Origin of the sequence: Citrobacter sp. FDAARGOS_156, assembly GCF_001559235.2 — a bacterium.
Taxonomy (GTDB): Bacteria; Pseudomonadota; Gammaproteobacteria; order Enterobacterales; family Enterobacteriaceae; genus Citrobacter; species Citrobacter youngae.
Window position 1 is genome coordinate 1,673,185 of record NZ_CP014030.2, and the last position, 16,927, is coordinate 1,690,111.

Below are 16,927 nucleotides of genomic sequence, written 5' to 3' on the forward strand. Positions count from 1 at the left end.
TACGGACCGACGCCGGCTTGCAGCGTCGGTCGCAAGTTTCAATATCCCACTTTGTCGATAATAAACTGTTTACCACAGCTACCTGGATGTGGTTGCGGTAAGAATGACTGTGCAGATAACGTCTGGTTGATGTTGTCGGCTTTCAGGGATAACTGGATCTCAGTGAGATACGCTGGATTGCCGTGGCAGCTTAGCTTCACAGCTTTGACGTTCTCTTTGCCCCAGCTTTTGGCAACTGCAGCGTCAAATGCGTTACGGCTGACGGTTTTGCCGTAGTTTTCCGCCAGGAATTTGCCCACCTCGCTGTTCTTAACCTCATTATTCAGCCGTACCATCGTGCCAAAGTACGCGTCGGGATCAAAACCGAAACACGCGCCATGTTTGGCATACTCGTAACGTTCCAGACAGGATCTCCCTCCAGCGCCGGGCATTACAGCGCTGAGTTTTGCTGCGCTTTCCAGCGACAGTCCGGTTTCGGGGGCCGCGCATTTACGGCTGGCACGTGCTTCAGGCAGGTTGGGAATTGGTCGCGTTGCGCAGCCAAAACGCATCCAGCGGCGGTTGTCTACTCCACGGGCGGCAATGGATTTAGGCAGGCTGGGCCATAAACCGTGAACGGTCAGGAAATCCGCTTTGTCTGCGCTCTCTTTTTGTAAACGACATTCGTCAGGCTCCTGACGATTACGCTCGTGTTGGCTCTGACAAAATCCGGTTTGCCAGGAGAGGGCCAGCACGTAACAGTCAAAATCAGCGTACTGTTTTGCCTGAAGTTCATCGGCCTGAGCTGCAGAAACTGGCAGCAGAAGCGCTGCCAGTAATGAAGAATAACGCCATGTTGATGTCATGATGATTTCGAATACTTATATAAATTATGAATATCATCTATTTAATCATAAAAAATGCCAGTCAGGTTTAGCTGACTGGCATCATTTTCATCAGGCGTGAACCGAAATGATTAGCTCCACATTGCCAGAATCGGCCAGCCGACCAGCAGAAGCATAGAGATGTAGATAACGCCGAAGATAGCACCCAGACGCCAGTAGTCTTTAGACTTCACATAACCACAGCCGTAGATGATAACGCCAGGGCCTGTTGCATACGGAGTCAGACAGCCCATGATACCGATGGACAGTACCAGCAGGATACACAGGTGTTCCATCGGCACGCCCGGGATACCTTTACCTACAGCCAGAATAACCGGCAGCATGGTGGCGGTGTGCGCAGAAAGGCTGGCAAACAGGTAGTGAGCAAAGTAGAACACCAGCACCAGCACGATTACTGTCGCGTTAGGCGAGAAACCTTCCAGATGCGTACTCATGGTGTTGGCGAACCAGTCGATAAAACCGGAACGGGTTAAACCGTTGGCCATTACTACCAGAGTGGCAAGGTTGACCAGGGTGTTCCATGCGCTGTTATAGCGGGTAATATCTTTCCACGGTACCACGTGCAGCGCTAGCATCAGGGAGACCGCCAGCAGACCCACTGCGGTAGCGTCAATCAGCTTGCCACCGAAAACCCACAGACCCAGGCTGAGCAGAACCAGACCGATCAGCGTTATCTCTTTACGGGTCAGTTTACCCATGGTTTTCAGTTCATCACCGGCCCATGCGGCAACTTCAGCACTGTGAGTGACTTCTGGTTTGTACAGAACGTATGACAACCACGGAGCAACGATCAGCAAAATAATACCGACCGGCAGGAAGCTGAGGAACCACTGCAACCAGCTGATTTGAATTCCGGCGATTTTGTTAACGAATTCCAGACCCAGTACGTTTGGCGCAGCGCCGGTCACGAACATAGAGGAGCTCAGGCTGGTACTGATAACCATCATCCACATCAGATATCCGCCGATACGGCGCGCGGAAGGATCGTTAGGGAAGGATTTAAACAGCGGCGGCAGGTTTTTGATAACCGGGAATACAGTACCACCGGTACGCGCGGTGTTGGACGGTGTAAACGGCGCCAGCAGAATGTCGATGATAACAATCGCATAGCCCAGAGTCAGGGTACGTTTCCCCATGAATTTCACCAGGAACAGCGCGATACGACGACCCAGACCGGTGACCTCATAACCCAGCGCGAAAATAAACGCACCAAACACCAACCACACGGTGGTGCTGGAGAAGCCCGCCAGACCCCATTTCAGCGCTTGCTTACCCGCTTTAAATGCCGGGTCGGCCAGTTCTGAAGCATCAAACAGCAGATAGTTGCTGCCGATAACGCAGATCGTTACGGCGATAAAGCTGATCGCTGTTGCCGGAATTGGCTCCAGGATCATACCGACGATCATCGCCACAAACACGGCAAAGTAGTGCCAGGCCTGTGGAGGCATTCCATCAGGGACGGGGATAAGAAACATGACGCCCATTACAACCAATGGGGCCAGTAACTTCCATATTTTATCTTTTGCTAAAGACATGTGTGATTCTCCGGAAAGGATCTTTAATTGTGATAATGATGAACTTGTGAAATCTGAGCTAAGAACCAGGTGACGATCAGCAGATCGGCGCAGCCTCCGGGACTGAGGTTGCGTTCAATGCACTGTTGGTCGAACTGGTGTAGGTATTCGAGATCGGCAGGGGTACGAATCCCCCCTTGCTGTATCAGGGCGGTGGCCTGCTGCTGTAGCCAGCGCAGACCTTCTGCGCCGCCACGTGAAGCCACGTTGGTGTCGCCGTTGATAGACATCAGCAGCAATAAAGTGTCGAGTAACGCCAGTTCAGGGTCGCGGCCCTGAGTCAGCAGTGCGCGGTAGTGCGGCAGGGCATGCTGGATGACGAGCGGGTATCCCGCTTCGGCTTCGCCCCGTGCGCCGGTTAATCCCAGTTGCTGATAAAGACGTTGGCCAGCCGTGAGTTGTTGATTGTTCTGGCGCAGTTCGCGCTCGGTCAGGCCCCGGCAAAATGTTGCTGCCGTAGAGCAAATGGTTTCAGCGGTAACAGTCAGTTGGAGCTGGTGCAGGCGGCCAATGGCGGCACACAGCAGTCCCAGAGAAAAGATGCTGCCTTTGTGGGTATTTACCCCAGCAGTGGCGCGAAACATATCAGCTTCGCAGGCCATACCCAGCGGACGCAGTCCTTTCAATACATCCTCAGGCGACAGCTGTGCGCTAAACGCCCCATATTCAATAAAACGTGGCAGCCAGGCCTGAATCGCTTCGGCGCTGCGATGAAAATCTTCCAGCGCCATATCTTTATGCGCACCATTATTAATGCGATCCACCAGACCTGGCTTGGGCGATAAGTTGACTTCAGTCAGCATGGCGCGCCAGGCAAGTGTTGCGTAGGCGTCGGGCAGATCCAGAGGAAGGACTGCGTTATTCGTCGATGTTGCGGGAATCGGCATCATGCAGCAGTGCCTCCATTTGAATGAGTAAGTCGGAAAGCGCGTGGGTTTTACCCCGCGCACATTCTGCAGCGCTTTGCTCGCACAACAGACAGCGGCGGGCAGGAAGCGCGAAATGACGCCGGGACAGAATTTCCCCTTCAGGGGTCAGGACATCGATGTCCCATAACCGTCCCAGCGGATGTGAATGCTCAAGCTCGATAGTGGCAAGCTTGAGGTCGTGGGCTGGTGCCTCGATGGACAACAGACCTTCCGGACCGCTGGCGGAGACCAGCGCAGTTTGCTCCCTGACAATCCAGGATGATTGTTTCGCCAGCGCAAGCAGGGCGATGACGCCGTGATTAAAGATGCGACGGGTTAATTCGCTGTCTTTGATCGGACCTGGCGCTACCACGGTAAAAGAGACCAATGGCGCGTGGTGACGCGTGAGCCAGGCATGTTGCCTCGCTTGTCTCTCATCACGGCTGGCGAGCAGCTCGGGAATGGAAACCGCGTGGCAGGTGGCGTGTTCAGGGAGCAGGTGCATGGCTTATTCCTTCACCTGATGCACAACGTCAATCACTGAACCGTCGCGATAACGCACAACGGCAATTACGCGGTCAGTAAATTCGATAGCGCGTGGCTGACCGGTAAGCTGCTGTGCACGTTCGCGCAACCATTCAATGGACACGACTTTCATACCCGCTTCTTGCAGACGTTCTGCCAGCTCAGGGCGCGCAGGGTTGACGGCGATACCGTGGTCAGTGACCAGGATATCAACGCTGGAACCTGGGGTTACGCAGGTCAGGACGTTATCAACCAGCGTCGGGATGCGCCCGCGAACCAGCGGTGCGACGATGATGGAAAGCGCTGCGGCAACAGCTGTATCACAGTGACCACCGGATGCGCCGCGCAGTACGCCGTCAGAACCGGTCAGTACGTTCACATTGAAGTTGGTGTCTACTTCTAATGCGCTCAGCACCACGACGTCCAGACGATCGACAGAGGCGCCTTTTGAGCCCCAGTTGGCATACTGGTTAGCACTGATTTCAATGTGATTTGGATTGCGGGCCAGGGACTCAGCCGCATTACGGTCGAAGCTCTGTACATCCAGCAGTTTGCGGATTAAACCTTTCTCATGCAGGTCAACGATGGTGGCAGTGATACCGCCCAGCGCAAAGTCAGCACGGATGTCGCGGCTGCGCATTTTGTCTTCCAGGAAACGGGTAACGGCCAGAGACGCGCCGCCGGTGCCTGTCTGCAGTGAGAAGCCTTCATTGAAGTAGCCGGAGTTAGCAATAACCTCTGCTGCGCTGCGGGCGATCAGCAATTCGCGCGGGTTGGTGGTCATGCGAGTGGCATCAGCACCAATTTTGTCCGCATCACCGACCTGATCGATCTGCACGATCAGATCCACCTGATCCTGGGTAATGCTGGCTGGATTATGCGGGTAGGTCAGCAGCTGTTCGGTCAGCAGGACAACCTGTTTTGCGTTTTCGGCGTCTACGCGGGCATAGCCCAGTGAGCCGCAGCACGCTTTACCGGTATAACCGTTGGCGTTACCAAACGGGTCACAGGACGGCACACCGAGGAAAGCGACATCAATGTTGAGCTCGCCGCTTTGTACCAGATGTACACGACCACCGTGAGAGTGGACCTGAACAGGTTCAGCCAGCAGACCGCGAGAGATCTCTTCTGCCAGCGGGCCACGCAGACCAGAAGTATAAATACGGCTGACGACACCCTGACGAATGTGTTCAACCAGCGGCGCATGGCAGTCGCTCAGGGAGCTGGAAGCCAGCGTCAGGTTTTTAAAGCCCATTGCAGCGATGGTATCCATCACCAGGTTGATCGTCAGATCGCCACCACGGAAAGCGTGGTGGAAGGAGATGGTCATGCCATCCTGTAAGCCTGAACGGCGAATGGCCTCTTCCAGGTTAGCGCACAGTTTTTTGTTGCGCGGTTTTTGCGCCTGTAATTCAACTTTTGCGGTGCTCTGATAAGCGGAAAGCTCGCTTTCTGCATGACGGCTCCAGGTCGCCACGCGATCCTGGCGTTGAGACTGTTCGATTTTCTGCGTCATTTTTTTGCCTTATTCTTCGCGAATGCCGGAAAGTTCTGCACGGGAGATAACCAGAAGGGCGCGCTCGATAACCGGGCTGTCGACCATCTTGCCGTTGAGGGAAACTACGCCACGGCCTTCACGGGCGGCGGCTTCAGCGGCTTCTACCACCAGACGTGCGTGAGCCAGCTCTTTGCGCGTCGGGGCATACAGGTTGTGCAGGAGTTCAATCTGACGCGGGTTGATGAGCGACTTACCATCGAAACCCAGTTGCTTGATGTGTGCGGCTTCGTGCAGGAAACCCGCTTCGTTATTGGCATCGGAATAGACGGTATCGAACGCCTGAATGCCAGCAGAACGCGCAGCCTGCAGAATTGAGCAGCGGGCAAACAGCAGTTCAGTACCTTCCGGGGAGCGTTCAGTGCGCAGGTTACGCACGTAGTCTTCTGCGCCGAGCGCAATACCGATCAGACGCTCGGAAGCATGGGCAATTTCTACCGCGCGGGTAATACCTAATGGTGATTCGATAGCGGCCAACAGACCGGTGCTGCCGGGTTCACGACCACAGGCTTTCTCGATGCGCAGGATTTCGCTTTCGATGTCGATGACATCCTGGGCGGTATCCGTTTTGGGTAAACGTACGATGTCAGCACCACCGCGTACCACGGCTTCAAGATCGTTGATGCCCCATTCGGAGTCGAGGGCGTTTACGCGCACGATAGTTTCAACGTCGTGATACAGCGGATGCTGCAGCGCGTGATAGACCATGCGGCGCGCGGTGTCTTTCTCACGCAGTGCGACGGAGTCTTCCAGGTCGAACATCAGCGCATCTGCCGGGTAGATGAATGAGTTGCTGACCATCGCGGCGTTAGCGCCTGGTACGAACAACATGCTGCGGCGTGTGCGGGATTTACGTTGTTGTAAAGAATCGGAAATCATTGGCAATCCTCCCATGGCAGTGCCGGAATGCCGCTGGCGCGGGCCAGTAATGCTTCCAGTCGCGCACGTAAAATGCAGTCCAGTGCGCCTTTATCATCAACATTTAATTGCACGCCGCGGACGTTATAGCGGGACAGAACGTCCAGAATGGTGGCCCTGATGGCATCACCGAACTGCTTTTCGACGCTACTGTTAACCTGCAGGTCAATATCCTGCGTATCGAGCGGGGCGATGCGGATCATCACATCACCGGACTCGAGAGTGCCTGCGACGGCTGCCTGGTTTATTTTCATTTTTCACCTGTTGCTAATGCGGGGGTATTTTGGCGGACTGCCGCAGCCGATGAGGTTCGCTCAACCATGCTTTGCAAGTAGTGCAGCGTGGCTTCGGGTACCAGGGATGCGATAGCCGTGAGATCTTTTTTAACCAGCAGCTTGCGCACCCAGGAGGCGGAAATCGGCATCTCCTGGAAACACAGCCGCTCAATTTCCACCAGTTCAATCGGCGGGGCGGGAAGTGTTGGGGTCTCCAGCCAGTAGCGCATATCGTTGTTGTACTGGGAGGTGACGGTGCAATATGGCTCAGTACCGACGAAACGGTGCGTAACGCCGAGTGCCGGGGCCAGGTACTGACGGAAAATTTTCAGGTCTATTTCGGTGTAGCAGTGGTTAATAACGCTCTGCTCTTTAATGAAGTAGCACGGGAACGTGGCGCGAGAGATGATGTATTCCGAACCGCGGTGTACGGTTAAACGTGGAATATCTTTTGTCCCTTTGAGGACCAGGTCCAGTCGGTCTTCATACGGGAAACGCGAAGTATCTTCTTTCACCAAAAACAGATGCAGCCAGTCGCACTGTGCGGCGGCTTGTTGGATCAGAAAACGGTGCCCGTTGGTGAAGGGGTTGGCATTCATCACGATACAGCCAATTTTTTTCCCTTCACGGCGCTGTTTTGCCAGTGATTCAGCGTAACGTTTCAGGCGAGTGGTGCTGTTTTCCATCAGTACCATAATGCCGGGCACGCTGGTCAGCGTCGAAAAGCCGCACTGCTTAAACAGTGACTCATACTCGGTTTTGGTATAGATGAAGAGATGGGTGCAATGCCGCTCGTAGGCGAGGTTGATTAACTCAGTCGCCAGCGTCAGCGCTAAGCCTTCACCGCGTACGGATTCACAGATCGCGACGCATTTAATGATATTGCCGGCGATGCCGCCACAGGCGATCAGACGATCGTTACGGGTGACGGTGATAAATACTTCGACGGTGGTGTCAACGCTCAAATCGTTCTCTTTCAGAAATTGAGCGATAACCGCCATCTTTTTATTTTCTGAGCGTTTAACTTGCGTGAATATATTATTACCGAACATAGTAAATAGAGCCCCGATGGTATATTTGTTACTGGGTTTCTGTTTTTGTTGCTCTGTTTAGCAACTTGATAACGTTTTGTTTGCAATTGAAGGGAATGTTTTTTTATTACGGAGTATTTCTTTTTTTCCCTGTTGCATACATCGTAAGGAGTATTTTGGCGGCAAATTTTGATTTATTTCACAATAAGTTAGATGGTTTTAATGTGTTTTATGGTTTTAAGTTTTTTAATTAATTTAACCCGAAAATAGCGTGTGGTTTTTATTTGTTTAATTGATTTAAGGTGGGGAATCTGTAACGATCCTATTTTAGGCCGTGACTTGTAAATAAAACATTTTTATTACATATACAACGAAAAATAAGTTTCGGTTAACGTCGGTGAGGAAAAAACATGTCAAAAAAGAAAAATAAAACACGGTTTCCTTTTTTTCGCAGCCTGGCGTTTCCGTTGCGTATTTTTCTACTCATTCTGGTCGTTTCTGTTTTTATCATCGCGGCGTTAGCACAATACTTTACCGCCAGCTTTGAAGATTATCTGACAACGCATGTCCGCGATATGGCAATGAATCAGGCGAAAATTATCGCTTCCAACGACAGCATTATTGCTGCCGTAAAGCACCGTGATTACGAGCGTCTGGCAACGATAGCGGATAAGTTGCAGAGCGGGACTGACTTTGACTATGTGGTTATTGGCGATACCCACTCGATCCGTCTTTATCACCCTAATCCGGATAAAATTGGCTACCCCATGCAGTTCACCAAACCCGGCGCGCTGGAGAAAGGGGAAAGCTACTTTATTACCGGTAAAGGATCTATCGGGATGGCGATGCGCGCCAAAACCCCTATCTTTGATGATGATGGTAAAATCATCGGTGTTGTCTCAATTGGCTACCTGATCAGTAAAATAGACAGCTGGCGCTCGGATTTCTTACTTCCGATGGCTGGGGTGTTCATTCTGTTGTTACTGGTGCTTATGTTACTTTCCTGGTTTTTTGCCGCCCATATTCGGCGTCAGATGTTGGGTATGGAGCCTAAACAAATTGCGCGGGTGGTACGTCAGCAGGAGGCGCTGTTTAGCTCAGTCTACGAAGGCTTAATTGCTGTTGATCCTGACGGGTGCATTACGGCGATAAACCGCAGTGCGAGAAAAATGCTGGGGCTCTCGTCGCCTGGACGTAAGTGGTTGGGTAAGCCGATTGCGGACGTCGTTCAGCCAGCAGACTTTTTTACCCAGCAGATTGCGGAAAAGCGCCAGGATGCGATGGTTAACTTTAATGGGTTGAGTGTTATTGCCAACCGCGAGGCTATCCGCTCAGGCGATGAACTGCTCGGGGCAATCATCAGTTTTCGTAGTAAAGATGAAATTGCTACCCTTAATGCGCAATTAACGCAGATCAAACAGTATGTAGAGAGCCTGAGAACGCTGCGCCATGAGCACCTGAACTGGATGTCGACCATCAATGGCCTGCTGCAAATGAAAGAATATGACAAGGTTCTGGCCATGGTGCAGGGAGAATCCCAGGCGCAGCAGCAACTCATTGATAGTCTGCGCGGCGCTTTCGCCGATCGTCAGGTTGCAGGCCTGCTGTTTGGCAAGGTACAGCGTGCGCGGGAACTTGGTCTCACAATGACCATTGTGCCTGGCAGTCAACTGCATAAACTTCCTGAGGGGTTGGATAGCACAGAGTTTGCAGCAATTGTTGGCAATCTGCTTGATAATGCTTTTGAAGCCAGTTTGCGTACCCAGCAGGGTAACAAGGTCGTTGAACTCTATCTGAGCGATGAGGGCGATGAGGTGATCATCGAAGTCGCCGATCAAGGTTGTGGCGTACCGGAAGCATTGCGCGAAAAAATATTTGAACAGGGTGTGAGCACTCGTACCGATGAACCAGGCGAACATGGCATCGGTTTGTATCTGATTGCAAGTTATGTGAGGCGCTGTAATGGGGTTATTACGCTCGAAGATAACGCCCCCTGCGGCACCTTATTTTCTTTATTTCTTCCGAAAGTGAAAAAAAACAATGACGGAACCATTAACGCTGTTAATCGTTGAGGATGAAACGCTACTGGCGGAAATGCATGCTGAATATATCCGCCATATACCCGGTTTTAGCCAGATATGGCTGGCGGGTAATCTTGCGCAGGCAAGAATGATGATTGAGCGTTTTAAGCCCGGTTTGATTCTTCTTGATAATTACTTGCCGGATGGCAAGGGCATAACTCTGTTACACGAGCTAACTCAGGCACGTTACCCTGGCGGCGTGGTGTTTACCACGGCAGCTAGTGATATGGATACGGTCTCCGAAGCCGTACGCAGCGGGGCGTTTGATTATCTGGTTAAACCCATAGCCTACGAGCGACTGGGGCAGACGCTTACCCGCTATCAGCAACGCAGAAGAATGCTGGCCGGTAATGACAGTGCCAGCCAAAAACAGATTGATGAAATGTTTAATGCCTATGCGCGCGGTGAGCCGAAAGGGGATTTGCCGACGGGGATCGACGCGCTAACGCTGAATGCTGTACTGAAGTTATTTGCTGATCCGACGGTACATCATACTGCGGAAACGATCGCCCAGGCGCTAACCATCAGCCGTACAACATCCAGACGCTACCTGGAGTACTGTGCCAGCCGCCATTTGATCATTGCAGAGATTATTCACGGGAAGGTAGGTAGACCGCAGCGTATTTACCACGGCGGCTAATACACGTCATCCTTTAAGCTGCCTCTTTGTTGGCTGCGTGCAGAAACCCCAGTCACATAGTTATCTATGCTCCTGGGGATGTCTTCACTTGCCGCCGCGATGCAGCATAAATGATTTTGTGTATTAAGGTCAGGTATTAACAGGTATCGTTAACCGCTAATCAGGGCAGACGTTGCCGGTACCATCACTTCAGTGGCGATAATCACAATCAGCAGTCCGACCATTACCGGAACAGAAGTTCGTTTTACGACTTCAAACGGTGAAATCTTCGCCATCCCCGCGACAGCCACAACCACACCGGATACCGGGGAGATTGTGCGTCCGAGGTTTGACGCCTGCAGCATTGGGATCGAAAGGTAGGCAGGATTGATACCGGAAGAGTGCGCCAGTTTTGGGATCATCTCAACGAAGGCGTAGAAAGGCGCGTTACCGGAGCCTGTGGTCATTGCGGCCAGCATGGTCAGAATCACCAGGACCAGCATCAGAATAATGCTCGCAGAACCAAATGAGGTGGCGATAGAGATCAGACTCTGAATAAAGCCAATGGTGCTCAGACCCTGAGCAAATACACCGGCTGCAACTAACAACATGACGACGTTAGCAAAGGCATCTGCCATTCCGCGGTAGGCGACTTCCAGACCTGAGAAAACCTTCTGGGTGTTGAATCCGCGGATGAACTCCAGCACTGCGGCAATAAGCATGCACAGCACCAGAATCGTGATAATGTGCAGTTGCGGGCCCCATTTACCATCAAAAATCAGTACACCGACGATCGGGGTAAACGGCAGAATGGCGTAAAACGAGGGAGCCGTAGTGGTGATTTCTGCCACATCTAACATTTCGTGAGAGATGTTCTCTTTTTTATCCAGATAGCGCTGCCAGAAGTAATGAGCAATCGCCATACCAATAATGGCAGCAATGGAAATCGGCAACGTGGTTTTAAACGCGAAGTCGATCAGTGGCATTTCCGCTGCTTTTGCAGCCAGCACGACATCCCCGGAAGTTGGAGAAAGAATGATTGCGGCAGGGGAGGCGCAAATGGCCGCCGCAGCACCACGACTGATCCCAACGTTAACCATGACTGGAAAGAGTGTCGCCATCAACAGCACGCCCAGCCCGGTTGCCGAAGAGACTGCCAGTGACATCAGGCAGGCAACAAAATAGGCGGCAATCATTAGCATGTAAGGCGAGTTGATATATTGCAGGGGCCTGGAGGCCAGCTTAACGACCATATCGTTCGCGCCGATATGCGTCATGTAGGCGGCAAAACCACACAGCATCATAATCATCATGCCGAGGTCGCCGCCGCGGCTCATCAGCAAAATTTTAATATATTCAACAATATCTGTCGCGGTGTAGCCGGTACTTTCGGCACTGCCGGGCAGAACTTTATGTCCCATCAGGGCGCTGATAATCAATAAAACCAGGCCCCCGACAAACAATACGCCGGTCGCGGAATAACCTTTAATGATGTAGCGAGCCACACCCACAATAACAACGACTCCAATAAGGAGTTCTATAAATGTCAACATTGTTTCCCCTGTCATATTGACGCCCAGAAAGTAAAAAAACTAAAAAAAGCATAAAGCGGTGTGAGAATGTGCCTAATAAACACCTGCCTCTTGCTGATTAAAATCAATAAAAATACGGATTCAACCGATGGCGCAGGCGTTTTTTCAACATAGCGGATGAAAAGGGAGTACGGCAATCAAAAACTGTGAAACACTCTGGTTTTATGTGTTATTTTGTTTTGTGATGATGCATTGATGTTAATTAATTGTAATTTATTTGGTGTTTTTGCGTAAGAGAAACCGGTTAATAGAAATAAGAGAACATGTCACATATAAAAACCACAATAAATATAATGACAACGATCTGAAATTTATATGTGGAGAATATTCTGATTTTTTATTAGCGCATCTTTGTTAAGCTAACATTAAGGTTTTGTTTGCTACAATTAATACTAACTCCCAGGATGGTAATTAAGTCGTGATTGTCGCTAAACGTTATTTTCTCATTTTTTCATTTCTTTTTATTCAGTTAGCCTTTATTCCTCAGGGTTTTGCTGAGGATAAAGGGTGGTTTGATACTTTTAAAGATAATGTCAGTGAAACCTGGCAGCAGCCTGAGCATTATGATCTGTATGTGCCGGCCATTACCTGGCATGCGCGTTTTGCCTACGATAAAGAGAAAACCGATCGCTACAACGAACGTCCCTGGGGGGCAGGATTTGGCCAGTCCCGTTGGGATGATAAAGGTAATTGGCACGGGCTCTATATTATGGCCTTCAAGGATTCCTTTAATAAATGGGAGCCGATTGGCGGCTATGGCTGGGAAAAAACCTGGCGACCGCTGGCCGATGATAATTTCCGGCTGGGGCTGGGCTATACAGCTGGTTTCACCGCGCGCGATAACTGGAACTATATTCCCGTGCCATTGATCCTGCCGTTGGCATCGATAGGCTATGGGCCGGCAACGTTCCAGATGACCTACATTCCGGGTACGTATAACAACGGAAATGTCTACTTTGCCTGGATGCGTTTCCAGTTTTGACAGGTAGATTATTATAAACCTGTTTAAAAACATATGGATACATTGTTTGTCCGAAAAATAACGCGACATTTATCACTTTTTGACAAAGTTCGACTGGACAAAGTGCATCACAATTGTTGTACTGATACCCGACACAGCATTTGTGTCTATTTTTCATGTAAAGGTAATTTTGATGTCTAAGATTAAAGGTAACGTTAAGTGGTTTAATGAGTCCAAAGGATTCGGTTTCATTACTCCGGAAGATGGCAGCAAAGACGTGTTCGTACACTTCTCTGCAATCCAGACCAATGGTTTTAAAACTCTGGCTGAAGGTCAGCGCGTAGAGTTCGAAATCACTAACGGTGCCAAAGGCCCTTCTGCTGCAAACGTAATCGCTCTGTAAGCATACGACAGCAAGCATTCAAAACCCGCTTAATTGCGGGTTTTTTTTCGCCTAGTGTGCAGGAGAGGCAGAAACCAGCCAGAATGCCAGAGCCGTCATCGCAAATGAACCCAACAGGTTAACCAGCACATTCACCATTGCCCAACCAAAGCGTCCCTCTTGCAGCAAAAACACGACTTCTGCCGAGAAGGTTGAAAACGTCGTCAGTCCTCCGCAGAAACCGGTGGTAATGAGCACTTTCCACATTGGATCAATGTTTGTCATGCGGTTAAACCACGCCAGCCCCATGCCAATAATAAACGCGCCAATCAGATTTGCTGCCAGCGTACCGAATGGGATGGCCTGATGCAGCGGATTGAACCGCATGCTTAACATCCATCTTGCTACGCTTCCTGTACCGCCACCGATAAAAACTGCTAAAAGGAGTTGTAACACTGCATAATCCTGCTATTTGATTGTATATAGCGTGAGTGTAACGCTGAATAATCGTTGTTGGCGAGCTTAACCCATTTTTCTGGAGGGAATATGTTTGTTGCAGCAGGGCAATTTGCCGTGGGCCCCTCGTGGGAAAAAAATGCGGAAACGTGTGTCAAGTTGATGTCTCAGGCCGCAGGAGAAGGCGCATCTCTGTTGGTGCTGCCGGAAGCGCTGTTGGCCCGTGACGATCTCGACCCCGATCTATCGGTGAAGTCAGCCCAGCTACTGGAAGGCGGTTTTCTGACGCGGTTACAGCAAGAGAGTGCGCAAAATGAGATGACGACGATTCTGACGATTCATGTTCCCTCTGTACCTGGCCGGGCGTTGAACATGCTGGTTGCGTTACGGAGAGGTCGGGTTATCGCCCATTACGCAAAATTACATCTCTATGATGCCTTTTCGATTCAGGAGTCGCGGAATGTCGATGCAGGTGAGGCTGTAGCGCCATTGCTGGACGTAGACGGATTAAAGGTAGGGTTAATGACCTGCTATGACCTGCGCTTCCCTGAGCTGGCATTGGCGCTCGCGTTACAGGGGGCTGAAATCCTGGTCTTACCGGCGGCCTGGGTGAGAGGATCGCTCAAAGAGCATCATTGGACAACGCTGTTGGCGGCAAGAGCTCTGGATGCAACCTGTTATGTGATTGCTGCGGGGGAGTGTGGTAACAAGAATATCGGTCAAAGCCGGGTTATCGATCCGTTTGGCGTGACGATTGCCGCTGCGGCGGAAACGCCTGCGCTGATAATGACGGAGGTTTCTGCTGAGCGGGTGAGGCAGGTCAGGGCGCAACTTCCTGTGTTACGTAACCGCCGCTTTGCGCCACCGCAATTATTATGACGTTTTTTTAAACAAGGCTTGATTCACCTTGTTACAGATTGCTATTGTGTGCGCGCGTCGAAAGGCCGTTAATATTCTCAGGTTAATATGGCGCTTTATGCAGCCTGGTTTAAGTTAAGAAGGTATCTATGGGTGAGATTAGTATTACCAAACTGCTGGTGGTTGCCGCACTGGTCGTTCTGCTGTTTGGTACCAAGAAGTTACGTACACTGGGTGGAGACCTGGGAACGGCAATTAAAGGCTTCAAGAAAGCGATGAACGATGATAATGCCGATGCTAAGAAAGATGCTGACGGTAGCGTTCAGACTGAGAAGCTTTCCCATAAAGAGTAATGTCAGGAGCACGATGCTCATACTGCATACTCTGCATGAAAAAAAACCGGCAATTGCCGGTTTTTTTATTGCTGAAATGTAAGTGAGTATTACACGATTACTTCACTTCCAGCCCTTTCGCCTGCATGTCCGCATGATAAGAAGAACGAACAAATGGGCCGCAGGCTGCATGGGTAAAGCCCATTGCCATGGCTTCAGCCTTCATCTCATCAAACTCGTCCGGGCTTACATAGCGCTGAACCGGCAGGTGGTGACGGCTTGGCTGTAAATACTGCCCCAGCGTCAGCATGGTCACGCCATGGCTGCGCAGGTCACGCATAACCTCAATGATTTCAGCATTGGTTTCACCCAGACCCACCATCAGACCGGATTTGGTTGGGATCTCAGGGTGCGCTTCCTTGAAACGTTCCAGAAGCTTCAGTGACCAGTTGTAATCAGCCCCAGGGCGTACGTTACGGTAAATACGCGGAACGTTCTCGAGGTTATGGTTAAACACGTCTGGCGGGGTGGCCGTGAGGATATCCAGCGCACGATCCATACGACCACGGAAGTCAGGTACCAGCGTTTCGATTTTAATCGACGGGCTTTTCTCACGGATTGCGGTGATACAATCCGCAAAATGCTGAGCGCCACCATCGCGTAGATCGTCGCGGTCAACGGAGGTAATGACAACATAGCGTAGCGCCATGTCCGCAATCGTCTGGGCCAGTTTTAACGGTTCGTTAGCATCAGGGGCAACCGGGCGACCATGGGCAACGTCACAGAATGGACAGCGGCGAGTACAGATTGCGCCGAGGATCATAAAGGTCGCGGTCCCGTGGTTGAAACATTCTGCCAGGTTAGGGCAGGACGCTTCTTCGCAGACAGAGTGCAGGCCATTTTTGCGCATCGCTGCTTTGATACCCTGGATGCGAGTGGAGTCCGCTGGCAGTTTTATTTTCATCCATTCCGGCTTACGCAGCAGGGCTTCGCGCTCTGTTGCTACATTTTTTACCGGGATAAGAGCCATCTTATCGGCATCGCGGTATTTAACACCGCGTTCCATCACAATGGGTTTACTCATAGCTTGCGTGTTCCAGTTGCGAATTACGAAGGAAAGCGTTTCAATTCAAGGGAATGTTGCATTTATCAACTATTTTTGAATTAGTGATACGCAGTATATCATTGAAACGGGCCAGAAAGCAGCCTGACAGGCTGGCAAAATGTAAAATAGTTGTTGTTTTGTGCCATTTGCCACAACATATGCTGCGGCAAACGATAACCTGTTTTTCAGTCTGCGATGTACTCGTGGGGGGGATTGCCCAACAGCGCTAAAATGTTAGCCAGCAGACGAGGACGCACGCTCTCGGTCGTGGCTGCGCTATCCCACTGCGATACTTTCGCCATCTCCATTCCGGCGTAACCACAAGGATTGATACGCAGGAAAGGCGACAAATCCATATCCACGTTGAGCGCTAAGCCGTGAAACGAACATCCTCTACGAATACGTAATCCCAAAGAGCAGATTTTCTTCTCCCCGACGTATACGCCAGGCGCATCAGCGCGCGGATGGGCGTCAATACCTATCTCCGCAAGCGTATTCACCACGGTTTGTTCCAGCAGTGTTACCAGTTCACGCACGCCCAGTTTGCGGCGTTTGAGATTCAACAGAACATACATAACCTGCTGGCCGGGTCCGTGGTATGTCACCTGACCGCCCCGATCGCTCTGGATAACGGGAATATCACCGGGCATCAGTACGTGCTCTGCTTTACCGGCCTGACCCTGGGTAAAGACAGGATAATGCTCTACCAGCCAGATTTCATCATGACTATTTTCATCGCGGGTATCGGTGAATTCGTGCATGGCCAGAGAGACTGGCTCGTAGGGCTGAAGACCGAGCTGGCGGACAAGAATTTTATCCTGATACAAAACGGCATCTCCGTAGATACTCACATAGAGTAGAGAATGTTAAA

At 51.0% G+C, this 16,927-nt stretch carries 18 protein-coding genes; 6 read left to right on the forward strand and 12 right to left on the reverse strand.

Features of this window, described 5'->3' with window-relative positions:
• Positions 1-38 precede the first annotated feature (38 nt).
• The 8 genes from rna to citC all read right to left on the reverse strand — a co-directional run bounded on the left by rna (position 39) and on the right by citC (position 7,691).
• Positions 39-845, reverse strand: a complete 807-nt coding sequence (gene rna, locus AL515_RS08085; protein ID WP_105242154.1) for a ribonuclease I — start codon at positions 843-845, stop codon at positions 39-41.
• A gap of 110 nt (positions 846-955) precedes the next feature.
• Positions 956-2,419, reverse strand: coding sequence for a citrate/succinate antiporter CitT (gene citT / locus AL515_RS08090; protein ID WP_048212313.1), 1,464 nt, complete (start codon positions 2,417-2,419; stop codon positions 956-958).
• 23 nt (positions 2,420-2,442) lie between these two features.
• Complete coding sequence (citG, locus tag AL515_RS08095; protein WP_061067504.1) at positions 2,443-3,348, reverse strand: triphosphoribosyl-dephospho-CoA synthase CitG; 906 nt, start codon at positions 3,346-3,348, stop codon at positions 2,443-2,445.
• On the reverse strand, positions 3,317-3,871 hold the full coding sequence (gene citX, locus AL515_RS08100; protein WP_061067505.1) for a citrate lyase holo-[acyl-carrier protein] synthase: 555 nt from the start codon (positions 3,869-3,871) through the stop codon (positions 3,317-3,319). Before citX ends, citG begins: the two co-directional genes overlap by 32 nt.
• Before the next feature lie 3 nt (positions 3,872-3,874).
• Positions 3,875-5,407, reverse strand: a complete 1,533-nt coding sequence (gene citF / locus AL515_RS08105) for a citrate lyase subunit alpha (RefSeq protein ID WP_061067506.1) — start codon at positions 5,405-5,407, stop codon at positions 3,875-3,877.
• Positions 5,408-5,416: 9 nt separating this feature from the next.
• On the reverse strand, positions 5,417-6,325 hold the full coding sequence (locus tag AL515_RS08110; RefSeq protein ID WP_048212309.1) for an aldolase/citrate lyase family protein: 909 nt from the start codon (positions 6,323-6,325) through the stop codon (positions 5,417-5,419).
• Positions 6,322-6,618 (reverse strand): citrate lyase acyl carrier protein, encoded by a 297-nt coding sequence (gene citD / locus AL515_RS08115; RefSeq protein ID WP_005120843.1) that lies wholly within the window; start codon positions 6,616-6,618, stop codon positions 6,322-6,324. The genes AL515_RS08110 and citD overlap by 4 nt, the downstream gene beginning before the upstream one ends.
• Positions 6,615-7,691 (reverse strand): [citrate (pro-3S)-lyase] ligase, encoded by a 1,077-nt coding sequence (citC, locus tag AL515_RS08120; RefSeq protein ID WP_048212308.1) that lies wholly within the window; start codon positions 7,689-7,691, stop codon positions 6,615-6,617. The genes citD and citC overlap by 4 nt, the downstream gene beginning before the upstream one ends.
• A 389-nt stretch (positions 7,692-8,080) precedes the next feature.
• On the opposite strand from citC, the gene dpiB reads away from it, so the two are divergent.
• Positions 8,081-9,742, forward strand: a complete 1,662-nt coding sequence (dpiB, locus tag AL515_RS08125; RefSeq protein WP_061067507.1) for a sensor histidine kinase DpiB — start codon at positions 8,081-8,083, stop codon at positions 9,740-9,742.
• The gene (gene dpiA, locus AL515_RS08130) at positions 9,711-10,391 is read left to right on the forward strand and encodes a two-component response regulator DpiA (protein WP_005120841.1); all 681 of its coding nucleotides are present in this window, start codon (positions 9,711-9,713) and stop codon (positions 10,389-10,391) included. Before dpiB ends, dpiA begins: the two co-directional genes overlap by 32 nt.
• A 149-nt stretch (positions 10,392-10,540) precedes the next feature.
• On the opposite strand, the gene dcuC is transcribed toward dpiA, so the two are convergent.
• Complete coding sequence (dcuC, locus tag AL515_RS08135) at positions 10,541-11,923, reverse strand: anaerobic C4-dicarboxylate transporter DcuC (protein ID WP_061067508.1); 1,383 nt, start codon at positions 11,921-11,923, stop codon at positions 10,541-10,543.
• A 457-nt stretch (positions 11,924-12,380) separates the two neighbouring features.
• Between dcuC and pagP the strand changes: the two genes are divergently transcribed.
• Both pagP and cspE read left to right on the forward strand, forming a co-directional pair.
• Entirely contained in the window at positions 12,381-12,944 is a 564-nt protein-coding gene (pagP, locus tag AL515_RS08140; RefSeq protein WP_048212304.1) for a lipid IV(A) palmitoyltransferase PagP, read from the forward strand.
• A 172-nt stretch (positions 12,945-13,116) separates the two neighbouring features.
• Positions 13,117-13,326 carry a transcription antiterminator/RNA stability regulator CspE gene (gene cspE / locus AL515_RS08145; protein WP_000034825.1) on the forward strand — a complete coding sequence of 70 codons (210 nt, stop codon included), beginning with the start codon at positions 13,117-13,119 and terminating at the stop codon, positions 13,324-13,326.
• A 51-nt stretch (positions 13,327-13,377) separates the two neighbouring features.
• Here cspE and crcB read toward each other — a convergent pair whose 3' ends face one another.
• The gene (gene crcB / locus AL515_RS08150; RefSeq protein WP_043015566.1) at positions 13,378-13,761 is read right to left on the reverse strand and encodes a fluoride efflux transporter CrcB; all 384 of its coding nucleotides are present in this window, start codon (positions 13,759-13,761) and stop codon (positions 13,378-13,380) included.
• Between the two features lie 90 nt (positions 13,762-13,851).
• Between crcB and AL515_RS08155 the strand changes: the two genes are divergently transcribed.
• Together AL515_RS08155 and tatE are read left to right on the forward strand one after the other, a co-directional pair.
• The gene (locus AL515_RS08155; protein WP_061067509.1) at positions 13,852-14,640 is read left to right on the forward strand and encodes a deaminated glutathione amidase; all 789 of its coding nucleotides are present in this window, start codon (positions 13,852-13,854) and stop codon (positions 14,638-14,640) included.
• Positions 14,641-14,768: 128 nt separating this feature from the next.
• Positions 14,769-14,972 (forward strand): twin-arginine translocase subunit TatE, encoded by a 204-nt coding sequence (gene tatE / locus AL515_RS08160; protein ID WP_048212302.1) that lies wholly within the window; start codon positions 14,769-14,771, stop codon positions 14,970-14,972.
• A gap of 97 nt (positions 14,973-15,069) precedes the next feature.
• On the opposite strand, the gene lipA is transcribed toward tatE, so the two are convergent.
• Entirely contained in the window at positions 15,070-16,035 is a 966-nt protein-coding gene (lipA, locus tag AL515_RS08165; protein ID WP_003022702.1) for a lipoyl synthase, read from the reverse strand.
• A 206-nt stretch (positions 16,036-16,241) separates the two neighbouring features.
• Positions 16,242-16,883 (reverse strand): lipoyl(octanoyl) transferase LipB, encoded by a 642-nt coding sequence (gene lipB / locus AL515_RS08170; protein ID WP_061067510.1) that lies wholly within the window; start codon positions 16,881-16,883, stop codon positions 16,242-16,244.
• Positions 16,884-16,927 lie beyond the last annotated feature (44 nt).

Coding starts and splice junctions, on each gene's coding strand:
- citG (WP_061067504.1), bottom strand. CDS start 3,348: ATGATGCCGATTCCCGCAACATCGACGAATAACGCAGTCCTTCCTCTG.
- AL515_RS08155 (WP_061067509.1), top strand. CDS start 13,852: ATGTTTGTTGCAGCAGGGCAATTTGCCGTGGGCCCCTCGTGGGAAAAA.
- dpiB (WP_061067507.1), top strand. CDS start 8,081: ATGTCAAAAAAGAAAAATAAAACACGGTTTCCTTTTTTTCGCAGCCTG.
- rna (WP_105242154.1), bottom strand. CDS start 845: ATGACATCAACATGGCGTTATTCTTCATTACTGGCAGCGCTTCTGCTG.
- citT (WP_048212313.1), bottom strand. CDS start 2,419: ATGTCTTTAGCAAAAGATAAAATATGGAAGTTACTGGCCCCATTGGTT.
- dpiA (WP_005120841.1), top strand. CDS start 9,711: ATGACGGAACCATTAACGCTGTTAATCGTTGAGGATGAAACGCTACTG.
- dcuC (WP_061067508.1), bottom strand. CDS start 11,923: ATGTTGACATTTATAGAACTCCTTATTGGAGTCGTTGTTATTGTGGGT.
- citX (WP_061067505.1), bottom strand. CDS start 3,871: ATGCACCTGCTCCCTGAACACGCCACCTGCCACGCGGTTTCCATTCCC.
- citD (WP_005120843.1), bottom strand. CDS start 6,618: ATGAAAATAAACCAGGCAGCCGTCGCAGGCACTCTCGAGTCCGGTGAT.
- citC (WP_048212308.1), bottom strand. CDS start 7,691: ATGTTCGGTAATAATATATTCACGCAAGTTAAACGCTCAGAAAATAAA.
- tatE (WP_048212302.1), top strand. CDS start 14,769: ATGGGTGAGATTAGTATTACCAAACTGCTGGTGGTTGCCGCACTGGTC.
- citF (WP_061067506.1), bottom strand. CDS start 5,407: ATGACGCAGAAAATCGAACAGTCTCAACGCCAGGATCGCGTGGCGACC.
- AL515_RS08110 (WP_048212309.1), bottom strand. CDS start 6,325: ATGATTTCCGATTCTTTACAACAACGTAAATCCCGCACACGCCGCAGC.
- lipA (WP_003022702.1), bottom strand. CDS start 16,035: ATGAGTAAACCCATTGTGATGGAACGCGGTGTTAAATACCGCGATGCC.
- cspE (WP_000034825.1), top strand. CDS start 13,117: ATGTCTAAGATTAAAGGTAACGTTAAGTGGTTTAATGAGTCCAAAGGA.